The organism is uncultured Mediterranea sp., from assembly GCF_902493215.1.
Taxonomy (GTDB): domain Bacteria; phylum Bacteroidota; class Bacteroidia; order Bacteroidales; family Bacteroidaceae; genus Bacteroides.
Map to the genome: position 1 here is coordinate 23,608 of NZ_CABUOL010000005.1, position 13,840 is coordinate 37,447.

Genomic DNA, 13,840 nt, shown 5'->3' on the forward strand with positions numbered 1-13,840 from the left:
TTGAACAGACTCAAGCACGGAAAAAGATTTGTAGCAAAAGTAATTATCAAATTCTCAGCAAAATTGATTTTCCTTGTTTACTATTTCATTTTCCTTACTCGTTTTTTACCACATTACTTATCATTACCACATTACTTATCATTCCAATCCTTTTCTTTGTAAGTTGGAAACCAATAATGGCAGAGGCAACCATCACCGTCAGAAAGACACCCATTAGGGCACATGGGGTCATATTCGTCGGTCGCCAACGCCTCCACATTCTCCAGCATCACGTCCGACATCATTTCTTTTGATTGATTGGCATAAACGCCATAACCTGCCATTGCGGCAACGGCTGCTACAAGAGCAACCTTCATAATATTCTTATACATATTTATTATTTTTTATAATTTATATTAATGGGATTTGTTTGTAAACGCACCTTATCGGGTGCCGGAAAGATACAAATCTCCTGAAAATCTTTCCGAGACAGCGACAAACGTATTGCCGCAAACAAATTAATTCGTATCTTCGCCAAAAAACTCCTTCTTTTAAGCTGGTTTATGGAATGAGCGGGGATGTCTCTCTCTAATATCCGGCATTTACCCCTCATTCCTTTTTTACTTGAAAATCTTATCGGCACTGTTCGACAATCCAGTCCACCTTCTCGCCGTTCGGGCAATCCAACGAACCATATCCTATACAGATTACTCCCTGCTCATATTCCCCATCGGCCAGTGCTTCCACATTTTCGAGAAGCAAGGGATCCGTCCCGCTGTCCTGAGACTGCACACTAAAACCATAAACAACTGCCGCAAGGGCCAATCCGGCCCACAAAAATTTTGTCTTTTTACTTTTCATTTCTGTAATTTTATTGATTAGCTGAACGAAGGTAGGCAAACAGCAGATAATAAACTGAAGAAATGACTCAAAATTCCTCAACGGACACCTCAAAAAATCTCAAAACGCTATTTATCAGAGTAATAGAAGAAAAGAAAATAACAATCAGGGCCTTATTCCAAAGAATCAGGAAAGGACAATTTGTACCCCTGTCCGTACCATTTTATCACTTCGCCAAGACTGGTCGACGGCGAAGAAACGTCCGGAAACAGCCGGAAACAGCATAACAACGCTTTTTGACCGTCACGTCAGGGTTCCGTCTTTCTTGGGCCTGCACAACTTATAGGCAGTACTCATGTCCTGAATATCCACTTCGCTACACGCGTGTAGCTCCCTGCGCAAACGGGAAATGACAGAATGGAGGGAATGGTCAGTACAATTGCCGTCAGGCCACAACCGTTCCATGATATCCGTTTTGGGCACCTGATTCTTCTCCGCTTGGGCAAACAAACGGAACAAGCAGGCCAGCTGGGGATTCAGTTTCCTGCTCCCCTTCTCTCCTTTCACCCAATTATTGTCCAGACGAAACGTCAAGCCCAGCACAACCAACTTTTCCCCCGGCAAGGATATCCAGGAAGGAAACAGTCTATGCCCGCAGATTCTGAGCACACGGGAAACCCATCGGGAATGGATAACAGCCATCACAAGACCTGCCGCAACAGAAAACCATAAAAACAGCAGCCCCCACTCGCCCGCGGTGAGCATGCGGTGCCACACATAACGGGCAAAGCCCGTGACCTCCACCTCGCTCCGCATCCCCAGGTAGCAGGAAAACAGGCTGTCCGCATCCGCCAGATGCGCCGTATCGCCGGCATAGGAAAACTTCTCCTTTTCGGAAAAATCGGTCACACCCACACGGAGCGACAAGCGGAAGCCGGAACCGGGCACCGACTTCTGCCATGCATGCAGCAAGGTATCGGCGCTCAAAGGCGAACGCAACAGGATGTAAGACTGCGCAATCCGATATTCCGGCAACGCTTCGAGGTTGTTCGACCGGCGATGAGGCGGTATCGCATACGCCCGCTTCCCTACCTCCGAAAACCTGAGCACCACCGTGTCCTTCACCGATTCCTCCCTGGACAACACCCGCTGCGGCCGGTTGGACCACATCGGCCGTTTCAGGTCCTCCCGCTTGACGAGTTCCTGTTCCAAGACCTCCGTACACGCCTGCCGGGCTGTCTTCTGAAAAGAAGACACATGGGCATCGTAATAATACTTGCCTGCCAAGAAGGCAGAAACAATCCCAAACAGAATGGCCATGCTTCCATTGATCAATTCAACAGTTTTCGTCCTTTTCATATTCCCCAAAATCATTTATTGTCGCAAAGATAATCAGAACATTTCATACAACACGGCGGAAAACGGTAAAAATCGAGCAGAAACGTTTGGAAAGTGGGGTCGGCAGGAAAATGGTTCAACCGGTTCAGGCTGTTATCCCTGTCGATACACACCAGATGTAATTCAATCGTTCAAATTTATATTTTTAACAACCCATTTCCCGTTTCTTTTTCCGTTTTCCCGTTCCAACAAGCCACGCTCTATCAGAAAGGGAGTCATCCGCTTGACGGTTCGGGGTGATTTGCCGATATGTATGGCTATTTCATTCTGAGTGGCTTCGGGATGGTCTTTAAGGAATTTCAGTAAGGCACTTTGGAGTGCTGCGACATGCAATGCCCGGTTATGCAACTCGTTTTTCTCACCAAACAACAAGTTCCTGAAAAACAGTTCCAAGAATGCTGTCGTGGCGGATATTCCTTTTGAATAATTGTTGTGTATGTTCCGTTGCAACTCCTTTAACTCCTGATTCGCGTATAAAATAAAATGCGAACAATATAAATTATTGCAGATTATATGATACGACCTCAAATACTTCCTCGTTTATATCTGTATCCCAGCCGTTTCGTATGATAAATATTTTGTGTGCACATTCATCTATATAGAATTGCCCCGACACATTATCAACGAAGCGATAGGACTTTATTAAATTACCATTCCAATCCGTTTGAACCAACATCTTTTCTGTTTTTTCCGCCATCGGATTAACAGCCACACGCAACAAATAACAATACTTTTCAGTAGGGAAACACCGGATAAAACCTGAATAGCCATTCTCCAATGCCAACATTCTAGTATTTTTATTCACATCAGGAATACATTTTTCAGAGAATTTGAATGTATTGATATGTCTTCCTTCCAAATCATAGACATGAATCAAATCAAAAAAATACATCCCTACTATAATACGATTTTGTTGCTCGTTCAAAGCGACTATTGGTGCAAAAGTATAGTTATAGTCGGATACGGATTCATTCAAGGTGAAGGGGCATTTCACTTCCAATATTTTTCCTGTGCGCCTATTGTAGACAAAGAACATTTTTCCGTCAATGGAATCAATCTTCCTGCCCGCAATATAATTTTCAGACAGATTCGTTTCACTGCTCGTAGAAATGGAATCCGGATACGGAATATATTCTTTCAAGACAATACTGTCAACGGCATTTTTTTCTATCTCCACTATTTTTTTCAGATTCCCTTCATCCAACAGGACTCTATCATTATCTGCTGATAAAATGAAATTAGGATTCATCAAATCATCAGCTCCATGCCCTACCGGTCCTAAAGACTTAATTTTTTGCTTTGTCTCAATATTATAAACATCGATGCATGTGTCCGCCTTCACGTAGATTACAAAAAGCAATGAATCAGCCAGTCTTACACTTGTCGGATATTTGTCATCGAATTTTAAAAGAGTTTCAGAAGATTGTAAAACGGTCGATTCCGACAAATCTACTAAATCAAAGTCATCAACAACAGATGTACACGAAACGACAAAAGCAAATAGAACGAAAGAAAGTATTATTTTCATATATTGTTATATTGATTAATCATGCGAATCAGGAGTTAAAGGAGTGGTAACTACAACATTCATCTGTCAATGGCCAGCCGGTACTCCATCACGGGGTTGTCGCTGTTGGCGTCCGTAGCCAGCAGCACACCCCGCTCCTCGTCAACCGCGATGCCGGAAACGGGACGGTCGAGCACGTAGCGGCACAGGGGTTCGCCCTTCAGACTGAACACATAGAGGTAGCGGCCGCCGTCGGGCAGCTCCTCACCCCGCTGCATGCTGAGGGCCATCTCCTTGAACGAAGTGCCCTGGAACACGGCATAGACGGCCTTGTCCGTCACCTGCAAGTCGGTGAAGCCCATGATGCCCGTGGGAATGCCGTAGCCCTGATGCACGCGGAACTGCGGCTCGCCACCGGGACCCACGAGCACCGTATGCGTGCTGTCGTTCAGATGCCACAGCTCGACCACCTCGCCCAGCTGGGTGACGGCAGCCAGCACGCCGTTGCGGGGATTGTAGTCGATGAAGCTGCGCCAGGCCTGGGCCAGGGCGGGACGGGCGTCGCGCAAGGCTCCTTCGTTAACCGTAGGGATGGAGCCGAAGCGGCGCAACAGCCGGCCGTCGCGCCCCACAATGCAGAAGCGGCTGTCGCCCGAATAGTCGGGGATGAAGAAGGAGGAAGTGCCCACCGGCACAAAGTCGAGCGCACGCAGCAGTTCCTTGTCCAGGCCGACGGAACTGCAACGCACAGGCGAAGCGTCCGACGGACCGAAAGCAAAGCGGGCCAGTTCGGACTTGTTGGAGTCGAGGGCATAGAGCGTGTCGCCCACCCAGCGGATGTTTTCCAGAGAAAGCTGTTCCTCGGGCCCCTCGCCGCGTCTGCCGAAGGAGGCCTGATGGCGGAAACCGGGAAGGCCGAAGGCATGGAGGAAACTGTCGCTGCCGTGGAGATCCATCACCACGGCACGCCCGGCGTGCACACGGATGCGGAAGGGATAACGGATGAGGGCCGTGTCGGCCGATACCGGGGTACCTTTCAGCTCTACCGTCTGCGGGAAGTCCTGGTAAGAGGAAAGGGTTTCACTCGGAGCGGGTACACCGCAAGAGGCAACCGCCGCCAGTGCGACGACACCGCACGTCCAACACACGGCCTTCGCCAGGAAGGCACCCATCGGGCCTTTGTGCGACTTGTCCGAAGCCGCGGCCGCATAGCCGGCGTTCCACGGACGGAACGGCCGGCAAGAAACTTGCTTTTCTGTTTTCATGGTCTTGTCTGTTCTTCTCTGTAATTGTTTCTCAATTCATACCTGCTTTACTTCCGATGCCGGCCTCTCTTTCCGGGCCGACCGGCAAGGTTACTGCAAAAATACGAAAAAATAAACAAACAAACCAATAAAAAGACATGACATTTTTTACAATCCGTACAGATGGTCACGCAACGGGGCTTCCGCCCTCCTGCCGCTTCATCTCCAGCAGCACACCGAACGTCAGCGGAAGGGCCAACAGGAAGGTGCAGAGGTCTGACACGGCCTGACACATCTCCACCCCCTGAAGCCCGAAGAAACGGGGCAGGATGAAGATGAACGGTACAAAGAACAGGCCCTGACGGGCAGACGAGAGGATGGTGGCACGCACGGGCTTGCGGATGGTCTGCAACATCATGTTACTGATGATGACGAACGTGCCCAGCGGATAGGTGACAAGCTGCCAGCGCAGGGCCGAAGCACCTGTGGCCACCACAGCGGGGTCGCCCTTACGGAACAGCTCCACCACCTCTTCGGCAAAGCCGAAACCCAAAACGGCACAACAGGTAAGGAAGACGAAGCCCACGCGGACGCAGAACCAGAAGCCCCGACGCACACGGCTGTAGAGGCCTGCACCGTAACAGAAACCGCAAAGGGGCTGGAAGCCCTGCCCGAAACCGATCAGGAAGGAGTTGATGAACATGCCGATGCGCGACACGATGGACATGCCTGCAATGGCGGCGTCGCCATAGGCTCCGGCAGCCAGATTGAGCAGGATGGTGGAGAGGCTGGCCAGTCCCTGACGGGCAAGCGAGGGCGTGCCGCCGCCGACAATCTCCCTGATGAAGGCCCGCGAAGGCGTGAAGTTGCGGTAGCGGATGGGAATGTTGCCGCCCTTCGTGGCCATGTAGAGCAGCAGCGTGAAGCTGCACACCTGGCTGACAACTGTGGCCAGCGCGGCACCTGCCACGCCCATATCGCAGACGAAGATGAACAGCGGGTCGAGGGCTACGTTGAGGACGGCTCCGCTCACAATGCCCACCATGGCATAGGCGGCGTTCCCCTGGAAACGCATCTGATTGTTCAGCACCAGCGACGAAGCCATGAAGGGCGTACCTGTGAGGATGATGCCCAGGTAGCGTTCCGTGTAAGGCAGGATGGTGGGCGTGGAGCCCAATGCCAGCGACAACGGCGTGAGGAACACCAGCCCCAGCACCGCCAGCACGCAGCCCGTAAAGAAAGCCATGAAGAAGCCCGTGGCCGCCATCTTCTCCGCATTGGCCGCGTCACGGGCACCCAGACGGCGCGAAATGTAGTTGCCCGACCCGTGACCGAAGAAGAAACCGACTGCCTGGATGATGGACATCAGCGAGAACACGATGCCCACCGCCGCCGTGGACTGCGTATCGATTTTGCCGACAAAATACGTGTCGGCCATGTTGTAGAAGGCCGTCACCAGCATACTGATGATGGTAGGGACGGCCAGGCGGGTAATGACGCCCGCGATGGGGGCAGTAGTCAGCTGCTCGTAGTTTTCTTTGGCTGTGTGATGGTGTATCAGCATGGCATCAATATTGTTTTATCCGTTGGGAAGCAAGTCCGTGTCCCGAATGACGTCCAGCAGCTCGCCGATGCTGCGGACGGCAGCCGTGGTACCGTCCGCACGGTGGAGCACGAAAGTGCCGTCGCCCCGCAGGTCGCCTGTCTCGATACAGACGGCAGACTCCACATTGCGCCCGGCCAGGATGCCGTTGCGCTGCAGGGCCTTGCGCACCATGGCATAGCGCTGTCCGTGTCCGGCCAAGCGGATTTGCGAAGTGTATTCGTTGTCCACGCGGAAGAGGCCCGTCTCCAGGTCGAACACAATGCCCTTGCGGGCGAAGAAACGGCTCAGGCTGCCGTCCAGCGACAGGTCTTCGGGCGTGCCGATGGTCACCCCGCTCGCCTTGTCCATCAGCCAGATCTTGTCGGCTATCTGGAGGGCCAGCTCCAGGTCGTGGGTAGAGAGGAAGATAGTCTTGCCCGTGCGCCGGCTCAGGCGGTGGAGCAGCTGCATCATCTCCACCTTGCTGGGAAAGTCGAGAAAGGCCGTCGGCTCGTCCAGGTAGATGACGGGCGTCTCCTGCGCCAGGGCCTTGGCTATCATCACCTTCTGGCGCTCGCCGTCGCTCAGGGTGTCCACCATGCGGTCGGCCAGGTGTGCGATGCCCACCAGGGCGATGGAACGGGCCACCACCTCCTTGTCTGCCTTCGACAGGGTTCCCCAGAAGCCGGTGTAGGGGCTGCGTCCCAGACCCACCAGCTCCGTGGCGGTCATGTTGCGGATGTCGCATTTCTCCGTCAGCACCACGCTCAGCACGCGCGACAGCTGCTTGTCCGTGTAGGCGTCAATCTCCTTGCCCTGCACGTAGATGTTTCCGTCCAGCTTGGGCTGGAAGGCCGAGAGCGTGCGCAGCAGGGTGGACTTCCCCACTCCGTTGGCTCCCAAAAGGCAGGTCAGCTCACCGCCGCAGATGTCGGCCGAGATGCCTGCCGCCACCGTCTTCACGCTGTGCTTCGAGGCATAGCCGATGGAGAGGTTTTCGATATGGATGGTTGGTTGGTTCAAGCGGTCTTTTGTTTTATAGGGTTCATATTCGGTTATTCGTCTATCTCACTCTTCCTGCGTCTGAACAGCACCGAGGCCACGACCGGCGCACCGATGAGCGCCGTCACCGAGTTCACCGGCAGGGCACCTTCGAAGCCCGGCATGCGGGCGATGAGGTTGCATACCAGAGCCAGGGCGGCACCCGTCAGCAGCGTGGCAGGCATCAGCACACGGTGGTCCGACGAACGGAAGATGGCGCGGCACAGATGGGGCACGGCCAGACCCAGGAACATGATGGGGCCGCAGTAGGCCGTCACAATGGCCACCAGCACGCCCGAGCAGAGAATGACCAGCAGGCGGGCCCGCCGGATGTTCAGTCCCAGGTTGCGCGCATAGCCGTTGCCCAGCAACAGCAGGTTCATGGTCTTGATGAGCAGGAACGACAGCGGCAGCAGCACGGCCATGATGCCCACGAACAGCAGCATCTGGTCGCCCGATACGCGGGCGAAGCTGCCCAGCCCCCAGATGACGTAGGCGCGGATATCCTCTTCGACGCTGAAGAACTTCAGCACACCGATGACGGCGTTGGCCACGTAGCCTATCATGACGCCGATGATGAGCAACGTCACGTTGCCGCGCACCTTCATCGACACGTAGACGATGAGCGCCATCACCGACATGGCGCCCACAATGGCGGCCAGCGACAATGCCACTTCGCCCAGATAGCCCAGACGGCTCAGGGCCACACCTCCGACAGCACCGGACAGCAGCACTACCATCGCTACGCCCAGGCTGGCACCCGAGCTGACGCCCAGCACCGAAGGGTCGGCCAGCGGATTGCGGAACACCGTCTGCATCTGCAGGCCGCTGACCGACAGGCCCGCTCCCGCCACCAGCGCCGTCAGGGCTTGGGGCACACGCGACTTCCACACGATGTTCTGCCACACCACCGGCTCGTCCGTCCCGCCCGCCAGGATGCGGCACACCGAGCGCAGGGGGATGTCAACCGAGCCCAGCAGCAGGTTCAGCAGGAAGAACAGGGCGATGAGCACGGTCATCAGCAGCATCAGGGGGAGTATGGGGCGATGGTTCATGGCACTTATTTCAGTCGTTCGTAATACGTAGGTTCATATTGGGGCAGCAGGTCGGGATGGAAGGCGTGTATCAGGTCCTTCAGCACCACGTCGGGCTGCATGGGCATGCTCTCGTAGAAGGGCGTGGTGCGCATGTTGCAATAGACCACCGCCCGCTCGCGGAAGGCGCGGAAGTCGGCATAACGCGCGTCGGTAGCCTTCAGGGCGTCGTAGGAGAAGGTGCCTTCGTAGCTGTTGACGATGCGCCAGAAGTCGGCCTCGTCGGCCCGGCTGTAGACGGTCTCGAAGTCCAGCGTCACACCGCCCGAACGGGGATCGTCCTTCAGGAAATAATCGGCCCCGGCATCGCGAAACAGCTGGGCCAGGAAACTTCTGCCGCCTACGGCATACCAGTTGCCTCCACGCAGTTCGCCGCTGAACACCACGGGGCGCTTCTCCACACCCGCAACCAGGCGGCAAAGCTCCTTGTAGCGGGCCTCGATGGCGGCAAAGCGTTCGTTGGCTTCGCGTTCGCGCCCGATGAACAGGCCCACCAGCTTCACCCACTCCGCCTGCCCCAGAGGCGTCATCTCCTTGTAGCCCAGATGGGGAACCAGGGGAATGTCCGTGTCGCGCAGGGCGTCGTAGCCGCCGCGCTTGAAGGGGGAGATGAAAATGACATCGGGCTCCACGCTCATCACCACCTCAGAGTCGAAGTTACCTTCGATACCTATCTTCACCGTGCGGCCCTCGGCCAGCTGGCGGTTCATAGTGGCGTCGAAGAGGTGGCGTGTGCTGGTGATGCCCGTCACCAGCGGACAGGCGTCCAGAGCAATGAAATTGGACAGCTGGAGCGACGTCATGCAGATGACACTGCGCACGGGTATCTCTATCGGAGTATAGTCGCGGGGGAGGTCGGCCGGATGCGTACCTCGGGGCACAAGGGCAAAGTGATAGCCCGGCGCCTCGGGGTTCTGCGGGTCGCGCACGTCCAGCAGGCGCACGCCGTCGGCACGATAGTCTATGGTGTAGCCCTCGGCATAAGTGGGAGTCACCCGTGACAAGGAGTCGGTCGGAGCAATGGCGGCGCTGTCGGCCTGCGTTCCGCCGTCGGCCGAAGGCTTCGACGACCGGGAGCCACAGGAGCCCGCACAGCAGGTGGCGGCCAGCAGCAGGCCGGCCAGGAAAAGTCTGTTCATCGGTAAGTCATTTTAAAATCAGGCGCAAAGTTAACCGAAACGGCGGAATATCGCAACTTGCGTGTGTGAAAGTTCCCTATCGGTACGGCGGAACATGAATCCCGAAGCAAATGCGGGATGACCTTGATTTTCATTTAAGCTGGGCAAACCGTCTGTTTAAGCTGGACAAACCAGCCGTTTAAGCTGGGCAAACCGACCGTTTAGGCTGGGCAAACCACACGTTCAAGCTGGGCAAACCGACCGTTCAAGCTGGGCAAACACGTACTTTTTCTTTCGCTTTCCCGAAATATAATGATACCCCAAAAAAGAACTCCGGAGGTTCAGCCCTTACCCTTTTCTTTGGGCAGAGGGTATATCAAAATAGAGGTATCTGAGACTCTCCTCCTTCCGGAAGGAGGAGTACCCGATAGGGGGAGGTGGTAGGTGAATACAGAATGCGTTGAATGATAACTTTTCGCGAAAACCTACCACCCCGCCCTTTGGGCACCCCTCCTTCCAGAAGGAGAGGAGTTAAAATAGTCTCACTTCATTAGAACACACCCTCACAATTACGCTCACGCTCAACGCTCACCCGGCGCTCCCTGTCGAGCGAAAACAGTCTCAGAGCCACTTTTACAACTTTCCATCGTACTCCGGCAGCCCACTTTCCATCACCCGTCTGAGCGGATAAATGTCCCACACCCTTCCGGCCATCCCCCTCTCCTGCAGCAGGCACGTCAGGATGTCGAAGACGACATTGTCAAACTGAAATTGTCCCACTCTCATCTTTTCATTATTTTCGGACAAATACAGCTCCTTACCACAACGGTTCTCTCTCGAGGGGGCGCTCGAGGGTGAGCGTTGAGCGTTGAGCGCTTTCGGCTCAGCCAAAAGCAACGATTTATTTTGTACAACTCACTGATATTCAACCAATAACACCTTCCGAATTCACATCGCATCCGGTATGGAGTCTGCCAATCCTACCACCGGCGTTTTTTCCCAAATTTCCAGTTTGTCCAACGAAATTATTTTACAGAAGATTCATCCTGCTCCAGAAGCCGCCCGTAACGGTGTCCTTTGACAAAGCCGCAGACAGGTCCCGTGTAAGGCGGGGAAGGAAAACTCATCCGGATAGGAAACCGCTTTGTCTGCCGCCAAAAAAAGGTTTCCTGCGCCTCCGTTCCGCATTTCTTTTTGTACTTTTGCCCCCGCAAACCCCTAAACGAAAGAAAAACCTATGAACCACTCTCCCATTCTGTTCATTTCCCTGGGCCCCGGCGACCCGGAACTCATCACACTGAAGGGCTGGAAGGCCCTGCAGGCGGCCGACATCGTGTTCTGCCCCGAGACGGCGGGACGCGACGGACAACGCACTTCGCGCGCGGCCGACATCGTACGCCAGCTCGACGTCGACGACAACCATATCCGCCGCTTCCTGCTGCCCATGAGCAAACGGCGCGAGGCGGCGCTCGAGGCCTACGACGGCGTCTATGCCCAGGCTCGGGCCTTGCAGGACGAGGGAATGCGCGTGTGCATCGTGGCCGAAGGCGATGCGGGCTTCTACTCGTCCGTGCACTACGTCTTCGAGCGGTTGCAGGCCGACGGGCGGGCTGTGGAACACGTGGCGGGTATCCCTGCCTTTATCGCCGCAGGCGCCCTGGCGGGGCTGCACACGGCCAGCCAGGAGCAGCGGCTCACGGTGCTGCCCGGCACGGCGACTGCACAGGAGCTGGAGCGGCTGGTGGGCGACGGCGGCACGGTGGTGGTGATGAAGCTGTCGCAGTGTGCCGACGAGGTACAACGCTGCATCAGACTGCATCCTGAATACACGTACCACTACTTCGAGAACGTGGGTACGCCAGCAGAGTTCTACACGTGCGACGCGGCGACGGTGGTATCGCGCCATTTCCCCTACTTCTCACTGATGATTGTGCAGCGACAGTGAAACCGGCAAGGATGCTTTCAACAAGTGTTAACGTATCTTGCCGGAGTTAAAACAGATTGTTCCAAAAGTACGTTTTAGCATCCAAAACAGTATAATCAATCAAAAAAATCTGTTGAAAAGCACATTTCTGCCGAATTGTTTTTAATTTTGCATGGCAAGTGGATAGAAGATATGCCCTACCCATCCTTGCATAGAAAAAAGGAGTTTACTAATAGAATATAGATAAATAATTAGCTTATGTCACAAATTGTCGGACATATTTCACAGGTCATCGGACCTGTAGTTGACGTTTATTTTGAGGGTTCGGATGTTGAGACCGTTCTGCCTGCCATCCACGACGCCCTCGAAATAAAAAGGAACAATGGCAAAAGCCTGATTGTGGAAGTGCAACAGCACATTGGTGAAAATACCGTACGTACGGTAGCCATGGACAGTACAGACGGCCTGCAACGAGGCATGAAGGTACGTCCCTTGGGCGGCCCCATCACCATGCCGGTAGGCGACCAGATCAAGGGCCGTCTGCTGAACGTTGTAGGTGAATCGATTGACGGCATGCGCGAACTGGACCGTACAGGTGCTTATCCCATCCACCGCGAACCACCCAAATTCGAAGACCTGACCACCACCCAGGAGGTGCTTTATACCGGCATCAAGGTAATCGATTTGCTGGAGCCATATAGCAAAGGTGGAAAAATCGGTCTGTTTGGTGGCGCCGGCGTAGGCAAAACGGTACTTATCCAGGAACTGATCAACAACATTGCCAAAAAACAACACGGTTTTTCCGTATTCGCCGGTGTAGGCGAACGTACACGCGAAGGAAACGACCTGCTGCGTGAAATGATTGAATCGGGTGTTATCCGCTATGGCGACGAATTCAAGAAAAGTATGGAGGAAGGCAATTGGGATCTGTCGAAAGTAGATTATGACGAAGTGGCCAAATCGCAGGTTTCCCTGATATTCGGACAGATGAACGAGCCCCCCGGAGCACGTCAGTCTGTAGCCCTTTCCGGATTGACGGTAGCGGAATCTTTCCGCGACATGGGTTCCGAGACAGACGGTCCGCGCGACATATTGTTCTTTATCGACAACATATTCCGCTTTACGCAGGCCGGCTCCGAAGTTTCAGCTTTGTTGGGACGTATGCCGTCGGCTGTAGGTTACCAACCGACGCTGGCTACAGAAATGGGTGCCATGCAGGAACGAATCACATCGACCCGTAACGGCTCCATCACTTCCGTCCAGGCCGTATACGTACCGGCCGATGACCTGACCGACCCGGCTCCGGCCACTACCTTCACCCACCTGGATGCCACGACAGTACTCAGCCGTAAGATTACGGAATTGGGCATCTATCCGGCCGTAGATCCGCTGGAATCCACTTCGCGTATCCTCGACCCGCACATCGTGGGTGAAGAGCATTACCAGGTAGCCCAACGGGTCAAACAGATTTTGCAACGCAACAAGGAACTGCAGGATATCATCTCCATATTGGGAATGGAAGAGCTGTCGGACGAAGACCGTACATTGGTCAACCGCGCACGACGCGTCCAGCGTTTCCTGTCACAGCCGTTTGCCGTAGCCGAACAATTTACCGGAGTTCCAGGTACGATGGTCAGCATCGAAGATACCATCAAGGGATTCCGCATGATTCTGGACGGCGAGGTAGACTATCTGCCCGAACCGGCTTTCCTGAACGTGGGTACAATCGAGGAAGCCATCGAAAAAGGCAAGAAGCTGCTGGAACAGGCCAAACAATAATGTATTGCGGCAAAAGGAGAACAACCTGCAAGGCCGCAGTAAACCAACAATCAAATGAGTGCAATGAAGAATTTACAGTTGACTATCGTATCACCGGAAAAGAAACTCTTCGAGGGTGAGGTGAAGCAAGTCACCTTACCGGGTATATTGGGTTCCTTTACAATCCTGCCGCAACATGCGCCCATCGTGTCCTCGCTGACACGCGGGAAACTTTCGTATGTGCCGGCAGACGGAACGGTACAGAATCTGGATATAATGGGAGGATTTATGGAAATGAATGACAACAACGTATCTGTCTGCATCAACTGATAAAGTAACGGTTACATTGAAA

14 protein-coding genes are annotated in these 13,840 nt (G+C 54.1%); 3 read left to right on the forward strand and 11 right to left on the reverse strand.

Annotated elements, in window-relative coordinates; genetic code table 11:
- Window positions 1-131: 131 nt before the first annotated feature.
- The 11 genes from RDO88_RS04395 to RDO88_RS04445 form a co-directional block, all read right to left on the reverse strand.
- Window positions 132-371, reverse strand: coding sequence for an NVEALA domain-containing protein (locus RDO88_RS04395; protein ID WP_307758221.1), 240 nt, complete (start codon window positions 369-371; stop codon window positions 132-134).
- Window positions 372-612: 241 nt separating this feature from the next.
- On the reverse strand, window positions 613-840 hold the full coding sequence (locus RDO88_RS04400; protein ID WP_307758222.1) for an NVEALA domain-containing protein: 228 nt from the start codon (window positions 838-840) through the stop codon (window positions 613-615).
- A gap of 282 nt (window positions 841-1,122) precedes the next feature.
- Window positions 1,123-2,178: a winged helix-turn-helix domain-containing protein gene (locus RDO88_RS04405; protein WP_307758223.1), complete on the reverse strand. Its 1,056-nt coding sequence runs from the start codon at window positions 2,176-2,178 to the stop codon at window positions 1,123-1,125.
- A gap of 162 nt (window positions 2,179-2,340) precedes the next feature.
- Complete coding sequence (locus tag RDO88_RS04410) at window positions 2,341-2,745, reverse strand: winged helix-turn-helix transcriptional regulator (protein ID WP_307758224.1); 405 nt, start codon at window positions 2,743-2,745, stop codon at window positions 2,341-2,343.
- On the reverse strand, window positions 2,717-3,745 hold the full coding sequence (locus RDO88_RS04415) for a BF3164 family lipoprotein (RefSeq protein WP_307758225.1): 1,029 nt from the start codon (window positions 3,743-3,745) through the stop codon (window positions 2,717-2,719). Before RDO88_RS04415 ends, RDO88_RS04410 begins: the two co-directional genes overlap by 29 nt.
- 59 nt (window positions 3,746-3,804) lie before the next feature.
- A complete protein-coding gene (locus tag RDO88_RS04420; RefSeq protein ID WP_307758226.1) occupies window positions 3,805-4,989 on the reverse strand; it encodes a BF3164 family lipoprotein in 1,185 nt (394 codons plus the stop codon).
- A gap of 166 nt (window positions 4,990-5,155) precedes the next feature.
- The gene (locus RDO88_RS04425; RefSeq protein WP_307758227.1) at window positions 5,156-6,532 is read right to left on the reverse strand and encodes an MATE family efflux transporter; all 1,377 of its coding nucleotides are present in this window, start codon (window positions 6,530-6,532) and stop codon (window positions 5,156-5,158) included.
- Between the two features lie 15 nt (window positions 6,533-6,547).
- Entirely contained in the window at window positions 6,548-7,576 is a 1,029-nt protein-coding gene (locus RDO88_RS04430; protein WP_307758228.1) for an ATP-binding cassette domain-containing protein, read from the reverse strand.
- A 32-nt stretch (window positions 7,577-7,608) separates the two neighbouring features.
- Window positions 7,609-8,649, reverse strand: coding sequence for an iron chelate uptake ABC transporter family permease subunit (locus RDO88_RS04435; protein WP_307758229.1), 1,041 nt, complete (start codon window positions 8,647-8,649; stop codon window positions 7,609-7,611).
- A 5-nt stretch (window positions 8,650-8,654) separates the two neighbouring features.
- On the reverse strand, window positions 8,655-9,827 hold the full coding sequence (locus tag RDO88_RS04440; protein ID WP_307758230.1) for an ABC transporter substrate-binding protein: 1,173 nt from the start codon (window positions 9,825-9,827) through the stop codon (window positions 8,655-8,657).
- 612 nt (window positions 9,828-10,439) lie between these two features.
- Complete coding sequence (locus tag RDO88_RS04445; protein ID WP_307758231.1) at window positions 10,440-10,697, reverse strand: hypothetical protein; 258 nt, start codon at window positions 10,695-10,697, stop codon at window positions 10,440-10,442.
- A gap of 346 nt (window positions 10,698-11,043) precedes the next feature.
- Between RDO88_RS04445 and RDO88_RS04450 the strand changes: the two genes are divergently transcribed.
- The 3 genes from RDO88_RS04450 to atpC all read left to right on the forward strand — a co-directional run bounded on the left by RDO88_RS04450 (window position 11,044) and on the right by atpC (window position 13,818).
- Window positions 11,044-11,751, forward strand: coding sequence for an SAM-dependent methyltransferase (locus tag RDO88_RS04450; protein WP_307758232.1), 708 nt, complete (start codon window positions 11,044-11,046; stop codon window positions 11,749-11,751).
- A 237-nt stretch (window positions 11,752-11,988) separates the two neighbouring features.
- Window positions 11,989-13,509 carry a F0F1 ATP synthase subunit beta gene (atpD, locus tag RDO88_RS04455; RefSeq protein ID WP_307758233.1) on the forward strand — a complete coding sequence of 507 codons (1,521 nt, stop codon included), beginning with the start codon at window positions 11,989-11,991 and terminating at the stop codon, window positions 13,507-13,509.
- Between the two features lie 63 nt (window positions 13,510-13,572).
- A complete protein-coding gene (gene atpC, locus RDO88_RS04460) occupies window positions 13,573-13,818 on the forward strand; it encodes an ATP synthase F1 subunit epsilon (RefSeq protein ID WP_307758234.1) in 246 nt (81 codons plus the stop codon).
- Window positions 13,819-13,840 lie beyond the last annotated feature (22 nt).

Bases quoted from the DNA above. Each gene is read 5' to 3' on its own strand.
- RDO88_RS04395 (WP_307758221.1), bottom strand. From the start codon at position 371: ATGTATAAGAATATTATGAAGGTTGCTCTTGTAGCAGCCGTTGCCGCA.
- RDO88_RS04400 (WP_307758222.1), bottom strand. From the start codon at position 840: ATGAAAAGTAAAAAGACAAAATTTTTGTGGGCCGGATTGGCCCTTGCG.
- RDO88_RS04405 (WP_307758223.1), bottom strand. From the start codon at position 2,178: ATGAAAAGGACGAAAACTGTTGAATTGATCAATGGAAGCATGGCCATT.
- RDO88_RS04415 (WP_307758225.1), bottom strand. From the start codon at position 3,745: ATGAAAATAATACTTTCTTTCGTTCTATTTGCTTTTGTCGTTTCGTGT.
- RDO88_RS04420 (WP_307758226.1), bottom strand. From the start codon at position 4,989: ATGAAAACAGAAAAGCAAGTTTCTTGCCGGCCGTTCCGTCCGTGGAAC.
- RDO88_RS04425 (WP_307758227.1), bottom strand. From the start codon at position 6,532: ATGCTGATACACCATCACACAGCCAAAGAAAACTACGAGCAGCTGACT.
- RDO88_RS04435 (WP_307758229.1), bottom strand. From the start codon at position 8,649: ATGAACCATCGCCCCATACTCCCCCTGATGCTGCTGATGACCGTGCTC.
- RDO88_RS04440 (WP_307758230.1), bottom strand. From the start codon at position 9,827: ATGAACAGACTTTTCCTGGCCGGCCTGCTGCTGGCCGCCACCTGCTGT.
- RDO88_RS04450 (WP_307758232.1), top strand. From the start codon at position 11,044: ATGAACCACTCTCCCATTCTGTTCATTTCCCTGGGCCCCGGCGACCCG.
- atpD (WP_307758233.1), top strand. From the start codon at position 11,989: ATGTCACAAATTGTCGGACATATTTCACAGGTCATCGGACCTGTAGTT.
- atpC (WP_307758234.1), top strand. From the start codon at position 13,573: ATGAAGAATTTACAGTTGACTATCGTATCACCGGAAAAGAAACTCTTC.